At 63.1% G+C, this 20,327-nt stretch carries 25 protein-coding genes; 17 read left to right on the top strand and 8 right to left on the bottom strand.

The features are described from left to right. Positions 1 to 8 precede the first annotated feature (8 nt). Positions 9 to 2,270: a TonB-dependent receptor gene (locus tag HEQ22_RS04200; protein WP_432769947.1), complete on the bottom strand. Its 2,262-nt coding sequence runs from the start codon at positions 2,268 to 2,270 to the stop codon at positions 9 to 11. Between the two features lie 276 nt (positions 2,271 to 2,546). Here HEQ22_RS04200 and HEQ22_RS04195 point away from each other — a divergent pair, with 276 nt between their 5' ends. Genes HEQ22_RS04195 through HEQ22_RS04175 form a run of 5 tightly spaced genes read left to right on the top strand, consistent with a single transcriptional unit; the run spans position 2,547 to position 7,073 of the window. Then, on the top strand, positions 2,547 to 3,299 hold the full coding sequence (locus tag HEQ22_RS04195; RefSeq protein WP_432769946.1) for a glucose 1-dehydrogenase: 753 nt from the start codon (positions 2,547 to 2,549) through the stop codon (positions 3,297 to 3,299). A 31-nt stretch (positions 3,300 to 3,330) separates the two neighbouring features. Continuing rightward, positions 3,331 to 4,623 carry an acyl-CoA dehydrogenase family protein gene (locus HEQ22_RS04190; protein WP_432769945.1) on the top strand — a complete coding sequence of 431 codons (1,293 nt, stop codon included), beginning with the start codon at positions 3,331 to 3,333 and terminating at the stop codon, positions 4,621 to 4,623. A gap of 25 nt (positions 4,624 to 4,648) precedes the next feature. Next, positions 4,649 to 5,116, top strand: coding sequence for a nuclear transport factor 2 family protein (locus HEQ22_RS04185; protein WP_432769944.1), 468 nt, complete (start codon positions 4,649 to 4,651; stop codon positions 5,114 to 5,116). An 8-nt stretch (positions 5,117 to 5,124) separates the two neighbouring features. Beyond that, a complete protein-coding gene (locus HEQ22_RS04180) occupies positions 5,125 to 5,931 on the top strand; it encodes an alpha/beta fold hydrolase (RefSeq protein ID WP_432769943.1) in 807 nt (268 codons plus the stop codon). After that, positions 5,928 to 7,073, top strand: coding sequence for a 12-oxophytodienoate reductase (locus tag HEQ22_RS04175; RefSeq protein ID WP_432769942.1), 1,146 nt, complete (start codon positions 5,928 to 5,930; stop codon positions 7,071 to 7,073). The genes HEQ22_RS04180 and HEQ22_RS04175 overlap by 4 nt, the downstream gene beginning before the upstream one ends. Before the next feature lie 272 nt (positions 7,074 to 7,345). Here HEQ22_RS04175 and HEQ22_RS04170 read toward each other — a convergent pair whose 3' ends face one another. Beyond that, positions 7,346 to 8,215 carry a DMT family transporter gene (locus HEQ22_RS04170; RefSeq protein ID WP_432769941.1) on the bottom strand — a complete coding sequence of 290 codons (870 nt, stop codon included), beginning with the start codon at positions 8,213 to 8,215 and terminating at the stop codon, positions 7,346 to 7,348. Positions 8,216 to 8,242: 27 nt separating this feature from the next. Continuing rightward, positions 8,243 to 9,172 carry a HEPN domain-containing protein gene (locus HEQ22_RS04165; RefSeq protein WP_432769940.1) on the bottom strand — a complete coding sequence of 310 codons (930 nt, stop codon included), beginning with the start codon at positions 9,170 to 9,172 and terminating at the stop codon, positions 8,243 to 8,245. Positions 9,173 to 9,835: 663 nt separating this feature from the next. On the opposite strand from HEQ22_RS04165, the gene HEQ22_RS04160 reads away from it, so the two are divergent. Next, positions 9,836 to 10,204 (top strand): response regulator, encoded by a 369-nt coding sequence (locus HEQ22_RS04160; protein WP_432769939.1) that lies wholly within the window; start codon positions 9,836 to 9,838, stop codon positions 10,202 to 10,204. Next, positions 10,171 to 10,569 (top strand): response regulator, encoded by a 399-nt coding sequence (locus HEQ22_RS04155; protein WP_432769938.1) that lies wholly within the window; start codon positions 10,171 to 10,173, stop codon positions 10,567 to 10,569. Before HEQ22_RS04160 ends, HEQ22_RS04155 begins: the two co-directional genes overlap by 34 nt. 186 nt (positions 10,570 to 10,755) lie before the next feature. Here the strand turns inward: HEQ22_RS04155 and HEQ22_RS04150 are convergent, their stop codons facing one another. Both HEQ22_RS04150 and HEQ22_RS04145 read right to left on the bottom strand, forming a co-directional pair. Further along, entirely contained in the window at positions 10,756 to 11,640 is an 885-nt protein-coding gene (locus HEQ22_RS04150; RefSeq protein ID WP_432769937.1) for an NAD(P)H-hydrate dehydratase, read from the bottom strand. Further along, positions 11,633 to 12,394 carry a histidine phosphatase family protein gene (locus HEQ22_RS04145; RefSeq protein WP_432769936.1) on the bottom strand — a complete coding sequence of 254 codons (762 nt, stop codon included), beginning with the start codon at positions 12,392 to 12,394 and terminating at the stop codon, positions 11,633 to 11,635. The genes HEQ22_RS04150 and HEQ22_RS04145 overlap by 8 nt, the downstream gene beginning before the upstream one ends. Before the next feature lie 313 nt (positions 12,395 to 12,707). On the opposite strand from HEQ22_RS04145, the gene HEQ22_RS04140 reads away from it, so the two are divergent. The 3 genes from HEQ22_RS04140 (at position 12,708) to HEQ22_RS04130 (ending at position 15,080) form a co-directional block, all read left to right on the top strand. After that, positions 12,708 to 13,370, top strand: coding sequence for an alpha/beta hydrolase (locus HEQ22_RS04140; protein ID WP_432769935.1), 663 nt, complete (start codon positions 12,708 to 12,710; stop codon positions 13,368 to 13,370). A 149-nt stretch (positions 13,371 to 13,519) separates the two neighbouring features. After that, on the top strand, positions 13,520 to 13,879 hold the full coding sequence (locus HEQ22_RS04135; protein ID WP_432769934.1) for a hypothetical protein: 360 nt from the start codon (positions 13,520 to 13,522) through the stop codon (positions 13,877 to 13,879). A gap of 67 nt (positions 13,880 to 13,946) precedes the next feature. Continuing rightward, positions 13,947 to 15,080 carry a winged helix-turn-helix domain-containing protein gene (locus tag HEQ22_RS04130; RefSeq protein WP_432769933.1) on the top strand — a complete coding sequence of 378 codons (1,134 nt, stop codon included), beginning with the start codon at positions 13,947 to 13,949 and terminating at the stop codon, positions 15,078 to 15,080. A 280-nt stretch (positions 15,081 to 15,360) separates the two neighbouring features. On the opposite strand, the gene HEQ22_RS04125 is transcribed toward HEQ22_RS04130, so the two are convergent. Both HEQ22_RS04125 and HEQ22_RS04120 read right to left on the bottom strand, forming a co-directional pair. Continuing rightward, positions 15,361 to 15,705: a response regulator gene (locus HEQ22_RS04125; protein WP_432769932.1), complete on the bottom strand. Its 345-nt coding sequence runs from the start codon at positions 15,703 to 15,705 to the stop codon at positions 15,361 to 15,363. Positions 15,706 to 15,780: 75 nt separating this feature from the next. Then, positions 15,781 to 16,236 (bottom strand): GFA family protein, encoded by a 456-nt coding sequence (locus tag HEQ22_RS04120; RefSeq protein ID WP_432769931.1) that lies wholly within the window; start codon positions 16,234 to 16,236, stop codon positions 15,781 to 15,783. Positions 16,237 to 16,465: 229 nt separating this feature from the next. On the opposite strand from HEQ22_RS04120, the gene HEQ22_RS04115 reads away from it, so the two are divergent. The 6 genes from HEQ22_RS04115 (at position 16,466) to HEQ22_RS04090 (ending at position 19,136) form a co-directional block, all read left to right on the top strand. Next, positions 16,466 to 16,729 carry a hypothetical protein gene (locus HEQ22_RS04115; protein ID WP_432769930.1) on the top strand — a complete coding sequence of 88 codons (264 nt, stop codon included), beginning with the start codon at positions 16,466 to 16,468 and terminating at the stop codon, positions 16,727 to 16,729. Between the two features lie 36 nt (positions 16,730 to 16,765). After that, complete coding sequence (locus HEQ22_RS04110) at positions 16,766 to 17,137, top strand: response regulator (protein ID WP_432769929.1); 372 nt, start codon at positions 16,766 to 16,768, stop codon at positions 17,135 to 17,137. Positions 17,138 to 17,226: 89 nt separating this feature from the next. After that, complete coding sequence (locus HEQ22_RS04105) at positions 17,227 to 17,484, top strand: hypothetical protein (protein WP_432769928.1); 258 nt, start codon at positions 17,227 to 17,229, stop codon at positions 17,482 to 17,484. An 88-nt stretch (positions 17,485 to 17,572) separates the two neighbouring features. After that, on the top strand, positions 17,573 to 17,836 hold the full coding sequence (locus HEQ22_RS04100) for a DksA/TraR family C4-type zinc finger protein (protein WP_432769927.1): 264 nt from the start codon (positions 17,573 to 17,575) through the stop codon (positions 17,834 to 17,836). 186 nt (positions 17,837 to 18,022) lie between these two features. Then, on the top strand, positions 18,023 to 18,226 hold the full coding sequence (locus HEQ22_RS04095; RefSeq protein WP_432769926.1) for a hypothetical protein: 204 nt from the start codon (positions 18,023 to 18,025) through the stop codon (positions 18,224 to 18,226). Between the two features lie 388 nt (positions 18,227 to 18,614). Then, positions 18,615 to 19,136, top strand: coding sequence for a lipocalin family protein (locus HEQ22_RS04090; protein WP_432769925.1), 522 nt, complete (start codon positions 18,615 to 18,617; stop codon positions 19,134 to 19,136). Positions 19,137 to 19,204: 68 nt separating this feature from the next. On the opposite strand, the gene HEQ22_RS04085 is transcribed toward HEQ22_RS04090, so the two are convergent. Beyond that, positions 19,205 to 19,816 (bottom strand): flavodoxin family protein, encoded by a 612-nt coding sequence (locus HEQ22_RS04085; protein WP_432769924.1) that lies wholly within the window; start codon positions 19,814 to 19,816, stop codon positions 19,205 to 19,207. Positions 19,817 to 20,081: 265 nt separating this feature from the next. On the opposite strand from HEQ22_RS04085, the gene HEQ22_RS04080 reads away from it, so the two are divergent. Beyond that, positions 20,082 to 20,255: a DUF1328 domain-containing protein gene (locus HEQ22_RS04080; protein WP_432769923.1), complete on the top strand. Its 174-nt coding sequence runs from the start codon at positions 20,082 to 20,084 to the stop codon at positions 20,253 to 20,255. The last annotated feature ends 72 nt before the right edge of the window (positions 20,256 to 20,327 follow it).

Raw genomic sequence — 20,327 nt, 5'->3', positions numbered from 1 at the left:
AGCGCTGCTCAGAACGCCTGGGTCAGGGCAACGCCCCACGTCCGTCGCGGCCGCGGTGCGGCATAGCTCCACACCCCCTGCACGTCGTAACCGATCGTCCAGCCCTTTTCGTTCGCCAGATTTTTGCCGAACAGGCTGACCGTAGTCTGGTTGAACCGCGCGTTGATCGACGCGTCGACCAGATACTGGCCGCTGTTTCGCAGGTTCGGATTGTTGAGGAAGGTGATCTCGTGCCCGCCGATGTAATGGACGTCGCCCGCGATCCACGCCGACGCATTGCTGCCAATGTCGGCCTCGTAAATCCCGCCCAGGCTCCACGTCCATTTCGGCGCGCGGCGGATCTTCAGGAACGACGCATCGACGGGGGTGCCGGTGCTATAGATGTCGCCGAAGAAATCCTTATACTTCGCATCGAGATAGCCCATGTTGCCGCTGAGCGTGAAGCCATCGAACAGCCGCGCGGTCAGGTCGAGCTCGACCCCCTTGAACTCTGCCGAGGAGGCGTTGATCGTGCGGTTCTCGCGCCCGGTGGAAGTTCCGGGCGCCGGAACGTCCAGATCCTGCTGCATATCCTTATATTTCATCAGGAACGCCGCACCGTTCAGGCGCACGCGCCCGCCGGCGAACTCGGTCTTGAAACCGGCCTCGTAGTTGTCGAGCGTTTCGGGATCATAGGGGATCGTCGCCGCACCAAGCGTCGCCGGGCGGCCGTTGAATCCGCCGCCGCGATAGCCGCGCGACCATAGGGCATAGACCATCGCTTCGTCGGTCAGCTCGTAGCGGAGGGAAACCCGCGGGGTGAATTTCTTCCAGCTCTCTTTCACCGGAGCCGCCATCACGATAGCGCCCGGCGCCGTGGCAATCGGATTCGCCTCGACCGTGGTGCCATAGATAAAGACCGGCAGGTCGTTGACGATGCTGGACTTCTTGTCCTTCGTATAACGCGCGCCGACGGTCAGCGTCAGCTTGTCGAAAATCTCGTAATCGCCCTCGCCATAGATCGCCCATGACTTGTTGGTCTGCGTTACGTCTTGCGCGCTGGTCAGCAGCGGCGGACCGGCGAAGCCGATGTAATTCTTCAGATTGATCGTGTAGCGCGAATCCCACAGATAGGCGCCGAGGACAAAGGTCAGCGGGCCGTTGCCGCCCTTGGTCAGGCGCAGCTCGTTGGTCGTCTGGCGCCAGCGCGCCGGCCGGTCGGTGTGATACAGCGTCTGCGGTCCGGCGTCGAAATCCTGATTGATTTCTTCGTCGGTTTTCAGCCAGCCGAGGATATAATCGACCTGCATGTCGGACCCGACGTCATAGGTCGCCTTGGCAATCGCCATGTCGAGCTTGAACGTAGCGTTCCGCTCCAGCCTGCCATCGGACACGCTGACATAGCGATCGCCCGAGGTCGGTTCGCCCGGCGAGGGCGAACATTGGGCGTAAGCGACGCAAAACAGATCGGTCGGCCGGTTGACCGCCAGCAGCTGCGGCGGATCCTGCTTCGTCTTCTGGTGATCATAGCTCAGCTGGATGTCGAGATTGTCGGTCGGCTCGAACAGTAGCGCGGCAGACAGCGCGTAGAATTTCGACCGCTGGCCGGGCTGGTCCTGAACGCGATTGAAGATATAGCCGTCGGACTTTTCATAAGCGCCGCTGACCTTGACCGCGACATTCTCGGACAATCCGGTGCTGGCGACGCCTTCGATCTTCCAGGTGTCGAACCGGCCATAAGTCAGCCGCGCCTTGCCGGTGAGGTCATAGGTCGGGCGCGAGCGGGCGAGGTTGATGACGCCGCCGGTGGCATTGCGTCCAAACAGCGTTCCCTGCGGCCCGCGCAGCACCTCGACGCGGTCGATATCGATCGCTTTCAGCAAGCTGCCCGAACTTTGGCCAATATAGACATCGTCGAACACTACGCCGACCGCGGGGTCGACCGATTTTTCGACATCGGCAACGCCGATACCGCGAATATACACGGCGGCAACGCCGCCCGGCCCCTGCTGGGTATCGTCAATGACGATGTTGGGTGACGAGTCGGCAAAGTCGCGCACGTCGGAATCGAACCGCCGGTCCAGCTCGCCGGCCGATAGCGCGCTGATCGACGCAGGCACATCCTGCATGCTTTCTTCACGCTTGCGCGCGGTAACGACGATTTCTTCGAGTCCGCCCGACGATGCCGCCGAGGTCTCGCCGCTCGCGTCCTGCGCGCTCGCGGCCGATGCCGGACAGATTATCATTGCAGCGGTAGCGAGCAGGCTCGCGGTTTTGACGCGATCGGTCATGATCATTTCTCTCCCATCGACGGGCGTATGATTTTCTCGCGAATGCGGTGTGCAGGTCTCGCGAGTCACGCTCCGAGGACAGAGTGACGCACTTGCTTGCTTTCGACAAGCAAATTTTGTTTCAAGCCAATTGCATGTTACTTAGTGTGAGTCTATCCATAGGAAATATATCGATATAATTTGACCGAACCGCCGTGCAAAATATTCTTGCTTGTTCTCATCTAGTAAGTGTGTAACAAGATTGGCAACGATAATGACGAATTGGGAGAGTGCAGAATGGCAGGCCGGCTGGACGGTAAGTCGGCGTTGATCTCGGGCGGCGCGAGCGGCCTGGGTGAAGCGCAAGCGATCCTTTACGCCCGCGAAGGCGCGTCGGTGCTGATCGGCGATGTGCAGGCGGAAAAGGGCCACGCGGTTGTCGCCGCAATCGAAAGCGAAGGCGGCAAGGCGGCCTTCATCCACCTCGACGTGACCGATGCCGACAATTGGGGCAAGGCCGTATCCGACGCCGTCGTGCGGTTCGGCCGGTTGACGACGCTGGTCAACAATGCCGGCATCTTTCACCCCGGCGGCATCGTCGACGAAACGCAGCAAGGCTGGGACCGCATGATCGCGATCAACCAGACCGCGGTATTTCTGGGGATGAAGGCTGCCGCCCCTGCGCTGCTCGCCTCCGGCAACGCGGCGATCGTCAATATCAGCTCACTCTACGGCCTGATCGGCAGCCCCAACGCCATCTCCTACCACGCCTCGAAAGCGGCCGTGCGCGTGATGGGCAAGGCCGGGGCGCTTGAATTTGCCAAGCAGGGCATTCGCGTCAACACCATCTTTCCCGGCCAGATCAAGACCCCGATCCTGGGGGACATCACCCCCGAACAGGATGCCGCGATCAAGGCATCGATACCGATGGGCATCGTCGGCGATCCAATGGATATCGCCTACGCCAGCCTCTACCTCGCCTCCGACGAAGCCAAATATGTGTCGGGCGCCGAACTGTGGGTCGATGGCGCCTGGTACGCGGGGCAATGATCGTGTCCGCGAGCGCAAGGAAGAACCGCTGATGGCCTGGGATTTTTCGACCGACCCCGAATTTCAGGCCCAACTCGACTGGATGGCCGCGTTCGTGCGCGAGGAAGTCGAGCCGCTAGATCTTGTATTTCGCGGACCGGCAGACCCATTTGATCCGGCTAGTAAAGCACGCAAGATCATGCGGCCGCTCCAGCAAGTCGTCAAAGATCGAGGCTTATGGGCCTGTCACCTCGGCCCCGAACTCGGCGGCGCGGGATTTGGCCAAGTCAAACTTGGTCTCATGAACGAAATCCTTGGACGAAGCAGGTTTGCCCCGGTCGTATTCGGCACCCAAGCGCCCGACACCGGCAATGCCGAAATCCTCGCGCGCTTTGGCACGCCCGATCAGAAGGCGAAGTATCTCCAGCCGCTGCTCGACGGCGAGATTGTCTCCTGCTATTCGATGACCGAACCCCAAGCGGGCGCCGATCCCGGCGAATTCACCTGTCAGGCGCGGCTCGATGGTAATGAATGGGTGATCGACGGCGAAAAATGGTTCGCCAGCCACGCGTGCATCGCCGAATTCTTGATCGTCATGGTCATCACCGACCCCGAGGTTCCGGTCCATCAGGGCTCGACGATGCTGATCGTTCCGCACGACACCCCGGGGCTGGAGATCGTGCGCAACACCGCAGTCGGTCCGAAGGACGAGATCGGCAGCGGCGTCCACGGCTATCTGCGGTTCGCCAATTGCCGTGTCCCCGAAGCCAGCCGCCTCGGCCCCGTCGGCGAGGGGTTCAAGGTCGCGCAGTCGCGCCTCGGCGGCGGCCGCATCCATCATGCGATGCGTACCGTCGGCATGCTGAACAAGGCGATGGACTATATGAAGGAGCGCGTCGTCAGCCGCACCACCAAGGGTGAGCGGCTGGCCGACAAGCAGATGGTCCAGGAAAAGATCGCCGACAGCTACACGCAGATTCTGCAATTCCGGCTGCATGTGCTCTACGCCGCCTGGCTGCTCGACCGCGACAAAAGCTATACGCGCCCGGTGCGCCGCGAAATCAGCGCGATCAAGGCGGCGATGCCCGGGGTCCTGAAAGATGTCATCTATCGCGCGCTCCATCTTCACGGCTCGCTCGGCATGTCGAACGAAACCCCGCTGATGGATATGTGGCAATATGTCCCAGAGATGGGGATCGTTGACGGTCCGACCGAGGTCCACAAGATCGGCGTCGCCAAGGACATCTTGCGCGACGTCATCCCGTTCGATGGTCCCTTCCCCAGCTATCATGTGCCGACGCGGCTCGCCGCTGCGCGCGAGAAATTTGCCGCCTACCTCGATTGACGCGCGACGGCGCAAGGAGCCCGACATGACCGAACCCACCGACCTCGAACAGCGTCTCGACCGCGTCGAAAGCCGCTTTGCGATGCACGACCTGGTCAGCGATTATTGCCATGGCTTTGACAAGCACGACTGGGACCGCTTCAGCGCGATTTGGTGGCCCGACGCGGTGTGGGACATTGGTCCACCCTTTGGCAAATTCGAAGCGAGTGAGGGTATCGCGCATGTCACGAAGGAAATTCTGTGGCCCGCCTGGCGCGCATCGAGCCACTTCACCACCAACCTCGTGATTACCTTTGACAGCGAGGACCGCGCAACCGGGGTGTGCGACGTCGATTGTATCGGCACCACCTCTGACGGACAGGCACAAACGGTGAGCGCCAGCTATTTCGATACCTTCGAGCGGCGGGGCGGCGTGTGGAAGATCGCGCACCGCAAGGTGAAGATGTACCACTTCAACCCGCTGCCCGGCGTCACCCTGTCCCCACCCGCATAGGAGCTTTTATGGCCTATCTCGACACCGACGACGGCGGCCGCGTCTATTACGAGCATCACCGCGCTGCAAAATTGCCGGTCGTGCTGATCCACGGTTGGGGCATGTCGGGCGATTATTGGGCGTCGGCGGTCGAGGCGCTGCTGGCCGACGGCCACGGCGCGATTGTCGTCGACCACCGCGGCTGCGGCCGGTCCGATCGCGATTTTTCGGACATGTCGATCGATGCGATCGCGCGCGATGTCGCGGCGATCGTCGAGCGCTGCGACGCCTCGCGCGTCGCGCTCAACGGCTGGTCGCTCGGCGGCGCCGTTGCCGTCGCGGCGGCTGAGCTGCTGGGCGATCGCGTTGCGGGCCTGATCCTAACCTGCGGCGCATCACCGCGCTATGTTCAGGGCGACGGCTTTCCGCACGGCGGCTTGCCCGAAGACGTGCTCGGCATCGGCGCCGCGATCACCGCCGACCGTCCCGGCTTTTTCCGCGCCCTTGCCGAAGGGGCATCGGGCGAAGGCGCGAGCGAGGCGATGATCGGCTGGGTCGAGCGCGGTTTCCTCGCCACCGGCCCGCGCGCCAGCGACACCCTCGCCGGGCTTGCCACGCTCGACCAGCGCGGCCTGCTTGCATCCTTCGCCTTCCCGGTGCTCTCGATCGGCGGGGCCAAGGATAGCATCGCCGATCCGGCTATCGCGGGATTTGCCGCGAATTGCGCCGCGAACGGCACGCTGCTCACGATGGACACCGGCCACTCGCCCCAACTGGAAAACCCCTCAGCCTATAACGAGGCGTTGCTTGCATTTGTCAGGAAGCTTGCCCAATGACCACCGCGCCGCTCGACGATCTCGCCGCCCTGCTCGCGCCGCTCCACGCGCCCTTCACGTGCAAATCGCTCAAGGCGCCGAACCGCTTCTGCATGGCGCCGATGTCGCGCTATTTCGCGCCCGGCGGCGTGCTGACGGACGACGGCGCCGAATATTACCGCCGCCGCGCCGCCGCAGGGATTGGCACGATCATCACCGAGGGCACCGGCGTTGCGATCGATCACACCGTGTCCGCCGACACCGTGCCGATCTTCGCCGGTAACGAACCTCTTGCCGCTTGGAAAAGTGCAGTCGATGCCGTTCATGCCGAAGGCGGCATGTTTATCCCGCAATTATGGCACGTCGGCGGTTGCGCCGACTTCAACTATCCCGATTCGCCGCACGCGCCGCTGGTCAGCCCGTCGGGCTTTGCGGGCCCCGATGTGCCGGGCGGCCGCGCGATGACCGATCGCGACATCGCCGATACGATCGCCGCCTTCGCCGAATCGGCGCGCGCCGCGAAGGCGATCGGATGCGACGCAATCGAACTCCACGGCGCGCATGGCTATATCTTTGACCAGTTCTTTTGGGACCGGACCAACCTGCGCAGCGATCGCTACGGCGGCCCGGACATCGCCGACCGCGCTACCTTCGCCGCCGAAGTCGTTGCCGCCTGCCGCGCCGCGGTCGGCGATGATTTCGCCATCATCTTCCGCGTCTCGCAATGGAAGACCTATGACTATGACGCAAAACTGGCGCGCGATCCCAACGAGATGCACCGCTGGCTCGACCCGCTGGCGCGCGCCGGGGTCGACATTTTCCACGCCTCGCAGCGCCGCTTCTGGGAACCCGAATATGCGGGCGATCCCAAGAATTTCGGCGGCTGGATCAAGGAAGTCACCGGCAAGCCCGTGATCACCGTCGGGTCAATCGGCATGGACCGCGACCTGATGCAGGATTTCGTCGAGGGTATCTCCTCGCCGATGCTGGGACGGCTGGAGGATCTGGCGGCGATGTTCGAGCGCGGCGAATTCGACCTTGTCGCGCTGGGCCGCGTTCTCCTCGCCGATCCCAACTGGCTCGAAAAGGTCGAACAGCGCCGGATCGACGAACTGACCCCCTATGATCGCGCCACCGCGCTCAAGCAATATGAGCATGATTGATATCAATGCTGGGCAAGGCCAGCCAAACCTATCTCAACATTGAATAACGCCACCGCCGTCACTAACCGAATGGCGCTGGCAGGCAGCTCAACGCTGCGCCTCAAATTTCAAACGCTCCCTTTAGGTACGACCACCCTATGCTGAGCCGCCTTAGCTTAGCGGCGCTACCGATGTTTTTGTCTGCCTTCGGCGAACGGCAGGTTTCGGGCAGCCGACTAAAGGCGCCTACGGCTTAGATCAGGCGCAAAGCCGACAAAAGTCCGCAAGGACCGCTAACGTATCTCGCGCTCCACTAGTAGCTCAGTTGCCGGCTTGCGGCGCATGGCCACGATCAGCACACCGAGCAGGGCCAGCGCTCCGCCGAGCCCCATCCGCAAGTCGAAACGATCATGCGTTATGAGAACGCCGAGTGCGATCGTGCCGAGCGGGGTCATGAGGGTCAGCGGCGCGATCAGATTGGCCTCGTAGCGCCCGATCAGATGATAATAGATCGAGTGCGCCCCGATCGAGACGATGATCGCGGTGAACAAAATCGCCCCGACAAAAGGCCATCCGATATTCCCGGCTGCCGCCCATTGCCCATCCTCCAGCGCGACCGACATGAGGCCGAGGACGGTGGCGGAAATGAGCCCGACCCATGCCTGAAAGCGAAAGGGCTTCACGCTCACGACCTGTTTCATCAGAACGGCGCCGGCGGCGCCGGCAAAGGCGCTCGCTGCCACCAGCCAAAGACCGGATGAGAGCATCACACCGTCCGGCGACCACGAAACAGTCACCACGCCGGCCAATGTCAGAGCAATGCCGAGGCCGCGGCGCCAGTGGATGCGTTCACCCAGCATGAGAATCGACAGGAGCACCGTGAAGGGAACGCCGAGTTGGAGAATGATCGCCGCCGCCGATGGCGACGTCGTACGCAGGCCAGTGAAGAGAAGTGCAAAGCTGCCACCGCCGAGCAGCAGCGCGATCGCAACGATCCGCCACGCCGGTCGCGGCATCGGCAAAAGCCAGGGCAGCATGAGGATCGCAACGACGCTGAAGCGCAGCGTCACATAGAAGAGCGGCGGTATCGCCCAGTCGGTGACGATGATCTTGCTGAGCACATTGTTGAACGCCCAGACCAGGCACACGGCGAAGAGCAGCAAGAAATCCCGAACACGCATAACTCAGGCCTAGGCCCCGGCCCGCAAAGCTTCTTCGAGCTTGGCAATCCGCTCCGAACAGATGGCGTGCACGGCGCGGGACAGCTCCTCGACACGGCCTGCCAACCAAAGGAGTTCCTCTTCGGTGATGCGATAATGTTTCGAATAGCGCGCCTTCACATAGGCTTCTTTCAGCTTCTCAAACCGGGCGCGATCGGCCTTCAACTCGCGCGGCCAGGCTTCGACCAGCCGCATATCGATCCGTTCGGCCTGGGTCCGCAGAAAGCCGAGATTGTGGACGTGAGGGGTGTAAAAGGTCGAGACCAATAGAACGCAATGATAAAGGCGTTCTGCGGCTTGGTGGGTATCGAAAGCTGCGTCTTTTAAGTGGCCCTGCTCCCGATAATAGCGTGCGCCGTCAAACCGCTTCATCGCAGCAGGAAACCACTCATCAAAATATTCCCGCGCCATCGCCAGCGCCTGCTCGGGCGTCTTCGGCTTCGGCTGGTGCAATTCCTTGTCGTCAAATTCGAAGAGCGCGATGCCGTCCTTCGCGACGTCGATGAAGAAATAGCGTCCGTGCGCGAGCCCATCGTTCACCTCCTGGATGGTGTGAACGATGAAGTTGACCGGCGTGTGCAATGTCTTGTCGATCGCGAGCTCGCGCGTCAGCCGATCGTCGAGTTTCAGCCAGTAATCGACCTTCTCGGTCAAGCGCTTGTCGTTGACGATGATGAGCAGATCGAAGTCCGACCGATAGCCCTTAGCGGTATGCGGTTCGTCGACCCAGCCGCCGCGCGCATAGCTACCATAGAGAATGATCTTGTCTATCCGCCCCTTCTTCTTCCAGTTCATCGTGCCGAGCGCGAGGGCATCCTCGAATTCTTCGAAGATGATTTGTTTCACCCGCTCGAGCTCGCGCTGCTTGGACGGCGGAAGATGATCGAGATCGGTTCGCATGACTGTTTTCACCTGTGTGATTTCGCTGGGCGCTTGGCAAGCGCTGTCAAATCCGGATCGGCTCCTCCGTCCCCTTCCCGCACACGAAAATCCCACTTCGGGAGGCTGTACACCGGCGCCATGTCGACAAGATCGTCCTGGATGCCGGTGACCCACAAGACGATGGCAATTGTCCCCTTGCGCCAAGTAAGCGACTGTTCCCCGGCGAAAGCCGGGGTCCAGGGCGCCATAAAACGACGTCCGCCTGTTCACGCCCTGGGCCCCGGCTTCCGCCGGGGAGCATGTACTTGCTCGAACGGGACAACCGCCCAAGACGATCAGCCCGGTGGGCCGCGCGTCGATCAGCCATTCGCTGCGCTTGAGGGGCGCGGCATAGTTGTCGCGGCTCCGGTCGGGACCGAAGGCGACCCGCGTAACCTGCCGCGCGTCTGCCGGGCAAGCGGCGGCACGTTTGGCGCAGGTCGGGGTCGCACAGTGGAGCGGGACCATGCCGGGCTGGCGGACATAAGCGATTATCACCGCGATTCCGCGACGCGCCGGGGAACCTGCCTTTATCGACAGTCGTTTAGCGACTATCCACGATGTGGCGCGGTGCGGATCCAAAAGGATTCGCTGGTTTCGCATCGTGGATGAGGACCGAGGGTGGGTGCACAAACGATATTGGTGGTCGAGGATGAATTTCTCATTCGCTTCATGCTGGCCGATTCGCTTCGCGAGCTCGGATATCAGGTGCTGGAAGCCGTGGATGGCGACGAAGGGTTCGACACCCTCCGGTCCGAACAATCCGTCGATCTGATCGTCACCGACGTCCGGATGCCCGGCGCGATCGATGGGATGGAGCTGACGCGCCGCTCCAAATCGCTGGCGCCGGCTCGGCCGGTCATCGTCTGTTCGGCCGACCTGCTCAGATCCGAATCCTATCCGGCCGATGAATTTCTCACAAAGCCCTACATGTTCGACGCGCTCGCCGGATTGATCGCCCGGCTGATAGGAGACCCATGGCAGACGACGTCCCAGACCCACAGTGCCTGATTGTCGCCGACGCCGACGTCCTGGTCCGCAACGCGCTTGCCGAATATCTGCGACACTGCGGCTATAAGGTCTTCGAGGCGGCGACGTCGGATGAGGTGGTGATCGCGCTCGAGGAAGGCGCGGTGAAGATCGACGCGCTGCTCGCCGACGCCGAGCTCACGGGGCGCCAAAATGCTTTCGCGCTCAGGATCTGGGTCCGGGACCATCATCCCGGCGTCGAGGTGGTGCTGGCCGGCAATGTCGATGCGGCCGCGAAGGCCGCAGGCCAGTTGTGCGACGAGGGTCCGCATCTCAAGCGGCCCTATGACCCGGAAAGCGTGGCGGCGCACATCAAGCGGCTGCTGGCGAAGACAAGGGGCGATTAAAGATAGTGCGTTCAATCCTATCCGCGTCCGCGCTCACGGTTCCCGCGGCGCGATCGGAAGCGCGATACGCATTTGCAGATTTGCGCGTCGAACGTCGCGGCTCTGCGCTCCCCAACCTTGGCAATCACGCCGCCAAGGCGCCGGACCGAAAGGCTTTGGCAAGGGAGCGAAAGCCTCCGGCAAGGCTTATCGAACGCCGCGCATCAGTCCCGGCGCCAGCGGCGCGAGTTCGCGCGCCAGATAACCGATCGGCCCCATCGTCTCCGACAAACGGCGCCCGGCCTCGCCATGAAGCCATATGCCCCAGGCCGCGGCTTGCAGCGGCGCGAGGCCCTGCCCGCCAAGTCCGGCGATCAGGCCCGCCAGCACGTCGCCCGACCCGCTGACGGCAAGCCCCAGCCCGCCCCCGGCGTAAGCGAGACAGACATCGCCGGCCATCAAGTGGCTGGTGGCGCCCTTGACCATGACCGCGGCGCCGAAGCGTGCCGCCGCTTCGCGCAGTGCCGCGAGCGGATCGCGCATCACCGCGTCCCGGTCTGCGCCGAGCAGGGCCGCGAGTTCGCCTGCGTGGGGGGTCAATATGGTGCGATCGCCGCGGGCAGCGATTGAATCGGCATGCGCGGCCGCGGCGCGGAGCGCGGCGGCATCGAGAAGGAGGAACAGATCCTCGGGCAGCGCGGGCAGAAGCCCGGCGAGCAGCGCGGCGACGATGTCATCGTCGATCATTGCCGGACCGAAAACGATCGCGTCATGCAGTGGCAATTCGGCGATCAGCAGTTCGGCGCTCTCGGGCGCGATCTCGCCGCTGTCGGTCTCGGGCAGCGCCACCACCGCGCACGCCGGAAAGGCAATGCCCATCGGGATCGCGGCCGAGGCAATGGTGGCGATGGTGACTTTTCCGGCGCCCGCGCGGAAGGCCGCCTCGGCGGTCAGCAGCATGCCGCCGGGGACGCGGCGGCATCCGCCGATCACCAGCACGCGCCCCCGGCCGTTCTTGTCGATATTGTCATGATGGTCGGGCAGCGGGTTCGCCTTGAGCCAAGCGGTGTCGAGCGCCACCGGGTCAGCCACGGGCGGCGACCATCGCATCGGGCTCGCGGGTTACCGGAACCTCGTCCTTCATCGGCGCGGTCACATTATAGCGTGCCAGCACCAGATTGCCGCCGCGTCCGACATCGGGGTCGAAGCGATATTCGGTAATCGCGCAGTTCGCCACATCGCCCTCCTTATCAATGGCCAGAATCTCGGCCTCGCCAAGATTTTCGATGATCGTCCGCAGGCACAGCACGACAACCTGGTGCGCGACGATCATCACCCGGCGTCCGCCATAATGGAGCGACACCGTGTCGAGCAGCGACCGCAGCCGCAGGATGACGTCGCACCAGCTCTCGCCGCCGGGCGGTCGGTGATAGAATTTGCCGAGCAGGCTGCGAAACTCGGCCTGTTCAGGGTGTACCCCCTCGATGCCGATCCGGGTCAGCCCGTCGAGGATGCCGAATTCTTTTTCGCGCAGTCGCTCGTCGATACATATTTTCTCATCAGGCGCGCAGCCTCCCGCCTTGCGAAAAATCTCGGCCGTTTGAACCGCGCGGACGTAGGGCGAGGCGAGCATGATCTCGGGGCGGCCATCCTCTTCGCCTGCCGCGAACCATTCGCCGAGCGCGCGCGACTGCTCCATTCCGAGCTTCGACAGCGGCACATCGACATCGCGGTGGTCGAGCTCGATTCGCGCGGCGCGGGCCGCGTGCGCCGCGTCGCGCGCGACATTGCCAGCGCTCTGACCGTGACGGACAACCCAGAGGGTGGCGGGCCAGCGGGGGGTCATGAAATAAGGCCTTGCATGAGAGTTCAACGCCGAAGGCCGCGGCGGGTTGCCGGGACCACGCGGCACCCGATGAAATCCATTGATAGGCGATATGGGGCCAGGCGGTCCGGGCTTGATGTTCGGACCGCGCTCCCGATATGGAATGTTCGAATATTTTTCGAGCCGAGCGCTTTGCGGTCCGAACTCGGGTCTTGCTCGCAAAAGGCTTGGGCCAAACCGGCAGATGAAACCCGTGAGGCTGCAGAAACGACCGCGATTTCGCCGCTCGCCGCCGGGCAAGCGGCTCGCCTTCCTGAATTGAAAGAGCCCATCCTTGTCCAAGATCGTCAATGGCGCCAGCTTGAAGCCGCGCTCGGGCGAGGCGCCCCGCAAGATCGTGCTATTGCTCCACGGTTTCGGTTCCAGCGGGACCGACATGATATCGCTTGCGCCGCAATGGCAGGAGAAGCTTCAAGGCACCTTGTTCCTCGCGCCGCATGCGCCGCAGCGCTGCGGGATGATGGGAGCTGGTTATCAGTGGTGGGGGCTGTCGGGATTTTCCCCTTCGGCGCTCGCGGCGGGGGCAGCCGCCGCAGCGCCGGCCATCAACGCCTTTATCGACCGCAAGCTCGCCCAATATGGCCTCACCGAGGCGGATCTCGCGCTGGTCGGCTTCAGCCAGGGCACGATGATGGCGCTGCATGTCGCGCTGCACCGATCCCGACCGGTCGCAGCGGTCGTGGGCTATTCGGGAATGCTTACCGGGGCCGCCGAGCTCGCGCACCGTGACATTTCCAAACCGCCAGTGCTGCTGATCCATGGCACCGCCGATCCGGTCGTCCCGATCGCGGCGCTGCATATGGCGGAGAGCGAGCTCAAGCGGCTCAGCGTCGCCGTCACGACCCATATTTCCTATGGGGTCGCCCATAATGTCGACCCGGTCGGCTTGCGGCTGGGCCGCGATTTCGTGGCGGACGCGTTCAAGCTTGCTTCCTGATCGCGCAACGTCCAGATCGCGCCCCGGTTCGCCCGCGCGCAGCGACGTCCCTGCCCGCCGTGAACCCCTGACGTCCTCGGCTCGGGGCCGCTGCTTGCGCGATGCGCCCGTTCTTTATGCGAAGCTGGTATCATTTGGAGAACCTTGTCGTGAGCAATCCGGACAAAGCATGGGACGGGGCGCAGGTCCGCATTTGGCTGGAGCGCCGCTTCGCGGCCGCGAAGCTTGATCAGGCGGCCGCCGACCGGCGTGGCTATGACGCGCAGGATGACTTTGACAAGGCGGCGGCTGAGGAATGGGTCTGCCGGGCACTAAAAAACGCGGACACCACAAATGAGCAGGCGGCGTTCGCGGCGCATATCAAGACCCTGGCCGCCCAAGCGGATTATCCCGCGACGGGCATCTACGATGATGCGCGCTTCCACCGAAATGTTCGCGGTCACCTCCGGAAACTGGCAAAGATGACGAAGGCGAACGAAGGGTTCGAGAAAACTCTGCGCTATCAGTGAGCGTGGCCGCGCGCGCTACCGAACATTTGCCGGAGGCATCCAGATCCAGAAAATGACGGCGACGACCATGAAGATCAGCCAAGCCGATGCACGGCGCCTGTGGCTGCGCGCCCAGCGGCTCGACGAAGGTGCGGCCTTTGGCACCGGACCCGCGGCGGTCGCCGCGGCGATACGCCATCTCGGCTATGTCCAGATCGACACGATCAACGTCATCGAGCGCTGCCACCACCACATCCTCTGGTCGCGCATTCCGAACTACCGGACGGCCGCCCTCGCGGCGGTGCAATCGAACGCGAAGTCCGCGTTCGAATATTGGGCGCATGCCCTCGCCTATATCCCGACCGACGATTACCGCTTTTTCATTCCCGCGATGGACGCGTGGCGCATCAGGCCGCATCCCTCCTTCGCCAAGGTTGATCCCGAAGCCTATGCGGCGCTGCTTACCCGCATCCGCGACGACGGCCCGCTGTCGCTCCGCGATATCGACGACGCGATGCTCGAAGAAAAAGACCATCCATGGGCCAGCCGCAAACCTTCGAAACGGCTGCTGTCGCACGGATTCTGGACCGGCGATCTCACGATCAGCGCGCGCACGGGCATGCTCAAATTCTATGAGCTGACCGAACGCCATTTCGGCTGGACCGCGCGCCCCGCTCCTGCCTCCCCGCGAGCCTTTGCCGGCTATCTGCTCGACCGCGGCCTCCGCACGCAAGGCGTCGCCAGTCTCGAGAGCATGACCTATGTCGATGCGCCGGCCAAGGCCGAGGTGGCGCGGCTCGTCGCCGAGCGCGTCGCCTGCGGTTCACTTGTGCCGGTCGCGATCGAGGGTCTGGCGCGCGCAAACCATTGGGCCGAACCGGCCGCGCTCGACGAACTTTCTGCACTCCTCCCGGCACGGCGGGTTCATATCCTGTCGCCGTTCGATCCGCTCGTGATCCAGCGCAAGCGCCTCTCGGCCCTTTACGGTTATGAGCACCGGTTCGAAGCCTATGTTCCTGCGGCAAAGCGGGTGCTGGGATATTTCGCGCTCCCGGTGCTGGTCGGCGACCGGATCGTCGCCGCCATCGATATGAAGATGGATCGCAGGGCCGGCGCGCTGACGATCCAGAAATGGACATGGCTCGTCCCCGAAACCAGGGCTCTACGGAGCAAGATCGAGACCGCACTTAACCGGTTCGAACGATTTCAGAAGACGGCGTGAGCGCAGTTACGGGGCATTGGCAATAGGGACAGGGAAAGCCAAACCCCTCCTCTTCTGCTACTGGGTGCGGCCCGACCCGATGGTCGAAGCCGATGCTTTACGTTCGCTCGGATGCCAACCGCCGCAGCCACGCTTATGGCGCTGCCGTACAATGATCCGCTGCGCCTTGCGGCTATCCGCGCCGGGCGACCCAAGAGAGCTCTTTCCTTTCAGGACACCGGAGATCTCCATCTGACGCCTGCCCGGTCTCGATCGGGCGGGCGTCTCTTTTGGGGTCGGTTCAGCGCAGCTGTGACAGCGCCGCCTCCAGGTTCGCAAGCGTGAATGGCTTCGTCAGGAAAGGTGCCCCGTCAAAGGCAGGGTCGCTGCTGACGCCCGATCCCGTTGTCATGATGAACGGAATATTCGCAGCCTTCAGCGCCGCGGCAACGGGCTCACTGGTCTCGCCGCCGGCGAGGTGGACATCGACGATCGCGGCATCGAAGGTCAGCTCGGCAATGCCCGCGAGCGCACTTGCGACATCCTCCGCGCAGCCGACGGTCTGCCGCTCGATCGCGTCGAGATAATTCTCGAGCATCATCGCTACCAGCGGATCGTCTTCCACTATGAATATATTTTTGGGCATGGGTTCACTTCAGCATCGTCACGGCAAGTCGCTATGCCCGCCGTCACACAAAGAACGAAACAACCGAGCTTCTCCTCAGCCAACGTCGGTCTGGCCTTCGTCGAGGCCGCGCGTATTGGGACGCAGCGCCTTGTAGCGAGGCAGGAATGCCGTCATCGGCATCCAGCTTGGCGCTTCCGCAGCATAGATGTGAAAGCGGGGTACAATTTCCTCGGGATCATCGAGCGTACCCACTGCAATGTCGATCTCTTCCGGCTGGTGCCGAACGTGGATGGTCAGCGGCGAGCCGCACAGTCGGCAGTAGGTTCGCGTGCCAAAGTCTGTCGAGGCAAAGCTGCCCACATCGTCCGCGCCCTGGACCAGATGGTACTGAACAAGGGGAACGGTCGTAAACACCAGCCCGCCCGAACCCGATACACGCTGGCAGACGCGGCAATGGCACCAGCCGGAGTCATAGGGCGCCGCTTCCAGCCGATAGCGCACCGCGCCGCAGGCGCAGCCCCCTTCCAGCGGCGCATCATCCTGGCGCATTGTTCCACCCTCTCCTTCCGCCATCGCCCTTGTCCTCTCTCCGGCTTCGAAGCTGCGGCTGGCCGCGGCTTTTCCTGCAGCCATCGCGACCTCAGAAATTCCTCATGCGGCGCATTGTTCCCTCGGCCTTGCCCTCCAGCGCGGCACCGCAGCAAGAGCATCTCGAGGGCGGCGCCCACACCGCACCGTCGGCGGTGAACGCCTGGCTATCCGATGCGTTAGAGGTACGATGAGCTTGTTCGACGCCTTCCTCGCGCAAACGCGGCGGGAATTGACCTTTACCCGCCGACTCATGGCGGACATCGAAAGCGGCGCCTTGGCGCCGTCGTCTTGGGGTATGACGCGCGAGCAAGCCCTGGCCTTCCTCGCTGACATTGCCGCCGAGCGCGCCAGGATGATCGCACGGCTCGCTATATCGGAAACCACCGCAACCAATGCTGCACCCCGCTCGTTGCTCGATGACCACCCACCGTTTCGAGCACAAGGTGGCTGAGAGACATGCAGCGCTCCCGCTCATCGGAGAGGCGCGGTGTTCAAGCATCAGGCCATATTGATCGTTGAGGATGAGCCGTTCGTTGCGCTCGAGCTGCTGGAAGCCGTCGAGCGGATGGGCGGCCGTCCGGTGGGTCCGGTCGCAACAGTCGCCGAAGCACTCGTACTGATCGAGACCATGGCGATTGATGCCGCGATCCTCGATGTGCAGCTCGCCAATCGCGATATCACCCCTGTCGCCCTGCGTCTTATCGCGATGGGCAAACCCCTGATCTTCCAGACCGGAACCGGCTTGCCACCATCGCTGCGCGAGGCGGCCGACAATCTGCCTGTCTTGCGCAAACCGGTCGCGGCAGACATCGTACTGGCGAATTTGTCGACCGAGATGAAAAGACGCGCGCCGGTTTAGCTGTGCGCCGACTGCCTATCTCCCGTCGCCCGTCGCTTTGCCATCGCGCGCCATTGCCGCGGGATCATGAACTTTTATAGAGGGGCGCCATGTCGGACGAACATGCTCACGGCCAGCGCGATGGCCTGCGACTGGCGCTGGCGGTGCTCGCCGCCGAAGAAGCCAAATGGTCGGCGCTGCTCGGCGAAAGCCGGTCTTGGCGCACCAACCAGGTCCGCGAAGTGCGTCACAAGACGCTGCAAGTGGCGCAAAAGCGCGTGCAGACGGTTCTCAATCGACTGACCCCAAAAAGCAGCGGCGCGATGGACCCCGAACTCGTCTCCGCGCTCGAAAAGGCCGGTCTGTAGAGATCTCACAGATCCGTCCGTAAGCAGCGCGAGCTGTGGGCGCGGGAGCTTATCGCCCGGACCTGCGTTACCTCATCGGAGACAGGATATGGCCAATGGCTGGGCCCGCGATGGTGCGGTGCAGGATCAGATCGACGATACGGTAACGGACGCTGTGAAAAGCGCGCGTGCGCGCCTCCCGGCGGGAGACGGCGCCGAATATTGCGACGATTGCGGCGAAGACATCCCGCAGGGCCGGCGCAAGGCGCTCCCGGGTATCCGGACCTGCGTGGCTTGCCAGTCGAAACGCGACACCGCGATCCGGCCCAGCGGATTTAATCGCCGGGGCAGCAAGGACAGCCAGCTCCGCTAATGCCGGCAGCAAAGGCTGGCGCTTCGGGCGGCGCGAAAACGCTTCGCCTAAAACCGCTCTCCCCACGTGACTGGCGCCACGCCTCAACCCAGCGGCTTTCGAGCCTGCTTCGGGGTTGCAACCATTTTTGAGCCACTGCATTTTCGGATCATTCGCTGGATGTGACCATCGGAAGGGAGGAGAAAGGTGCGAACAATCGAAATCTGGCCCGACGCCATCGAGGGCGGCGACACCGAACGCGATGGGCAAAGCTATGCCACGATGCGGTTCATCGACCATGAGGCGGAAACGGCGGTCGTGGTGTTTCTCCAGTCCGAGACCGAGCGCGGAATGATCGCGGATCTGTATGGCTGGGCTCAGAGCCGCGGGATGACCGGGCAGTCAAACTGACCTCGGGAAGGGATCGCTTGTCGACCTAGATCGCCGAACGGCCCGTAACAACATCCGCTCGATCGTGGGCGGCCTCGCGCGCCTCCTCGGCCGGGGCCGCAGCGCGGTCGCACAAGCCACCAAAACGTTCGTTGGCGCCGTCGCTAACGTAGGTCGGGCCGACAGCTGCGGCGGCCGCCTTTCCCTTGCCTGCATCTGCATGTCCTCCCGCCCCTGGTCGAACGCCAATTATCAAAGCGCCAGCCATGGCGAGCATAGGGATTTTGATGATGCTCTTTTGTCGGGCGGCGAAACGTCACCCGATCAGCAATCTCCTGCGCGTCCGTCGCACGGCCGTCCACGAGGAACGAGTCCGTCGCTGCGAAGTTTCCCAAGGATGGGAAACAACATGCAAGATACAAAAACGGAAGTCGTCGCGGTACCGAGCATCGAACTCGAGCGCTATCTCGGCACCTGGTTCGAAATCTGCCGCTTGCCGCTCAAATGGGAAGATGCGGAGGCGAGCGATATTAGCGCGACCTATAGCGAGACAGCCGATGGCCGCATCAGGGTCGAGAACCGCTGCCTCGACAAGGAGGGCAAGCCCGATCGTTCAATCGGGGTCGCGGTGCCGCAAGACCCCAGCAACGCGAAGCTCAAGGTCAGCTTCCTTCCCGAATATCTTCGCTGGATCCCCTTCACGCAGGGCGATTATTGGGTTCTGGCGATCGCGCCCGATTATTCGGTAGCGCTCGTCGGCACGCCCGACCGCGATCATCTCTGGCTGATCGCACGCAGCGCGGCGGTCGCCACGGAAACGGTCGAAAATTATCTCGCACTCGCCAAGTCTCAGGGCTTCGATCTCGACCGTTTGATCACCCCGCGGCAGTCGGGCCGGATGGTCCCTGACAGCGCGTTCGACACCATCTGACGCCGGATGCGGAAAGACAGACGCGGCATGGACGATCATCTCGCCAGCGCGACTTTGTTCCGCCGCGGTCATCCCGGATAGGGCGAGTCTCTTAGCAGACGAGCCAGATGTGCGGCATTGCCGGCGACCATCTTGGCGGTCTCGGTGACCTTGCGCGGGCGATGCTCGAGATCCTTGAAGTCGACCGACCCCATCGCCTCGCCAACCCAGTAGCAGGCGGCGACCGCCGGGATCGTCCAGCCCACGTCATTGAGCGACTGGAACAGCTGCGACGACACATGATGCGCGCCATCCTCATTACCGACGATCGCGGCGACCGCGACTTTCGAATAGCTCGGCATGCGCCCCTGTTCGTCCGCCTCGCCGAGAAAGGCGTCCATCCGCTCCAGCACGAGCTTCGCGACGCTCGACGGCTGTCCCATCCAGATCGGCGTGCCGAAGATCAGGATATCCGCGGCGAAAATTTGCTTGCGGATCGCGGGCCAGGCATCGCCCGAACCCTCGTCCGACGTCACACCCCATTTGACGTCATGCGCTGCAATGCGGATCGGGGGAGCGACATCGACATCGTGCGCCGCGAAATGCTCGGCGAGCACGCCGAGCATCGCATCGGTCGAAGAGGTGCGCCCCCTCGACGACAAGGAGCAGTTGATCGCGGTGGCTGTCAGTCGGGCAGACATCAATTTTTCCTATCTCTTAGTCGGACTCGGTGAGCAGCGGGACTGCGGGTCCATCGCGGTGCGCAGATGTTCGATCCATAAATGCTCCCGCGCTAGCCTCATAAACGCGCCGACCGCCGAGCCGTTGCGACGTGTCTGCCAGGAACTTTCGCCCCGAAAAGGCGTTCAACACCTATCCGGACAGGCTAGATTGGCGGCATCGCTCGCCGGGTGGACGCGCGTGCGCCAATAGGGAAGCGCGCGCCCAAAAACAGGGAGAAATCACATGTTCAAATGGGCCATCATTTTTGCGGTGATCGCACTGGTCGCGGCGCTTCTCGGATTTGGCGGCATCGCCGGACTGTCGGCCGATTTTGCTAAAATCCTGCTTGTCGTGGCCGTGGTGCTTGTGGTGCTCGGGTTCGTGTTCGGACGCGGCGGTCGACGCACGCTTCCCTGAGCCCGCTGCGCCAATCGCGTGTCGTCGCCGATGGCGGCCGCGGTTAAATATGATGTCGGTGGTCGGCCCGTG

Source organism: Sphingopyxis sp., assembly GCF_050916055.1.
Taxonomy (GTDB): Bacteria; Pseudomonadota; Alphaproteobacteria; order Sphingomonadales; family Sphingomonadaceae; genus Sphingopyxis.
The sequence above is the reverse complement of the archived record's forward strand: the minus strand, read 5'-3'. Positions and strand labels throughout refer to the sequence as shown.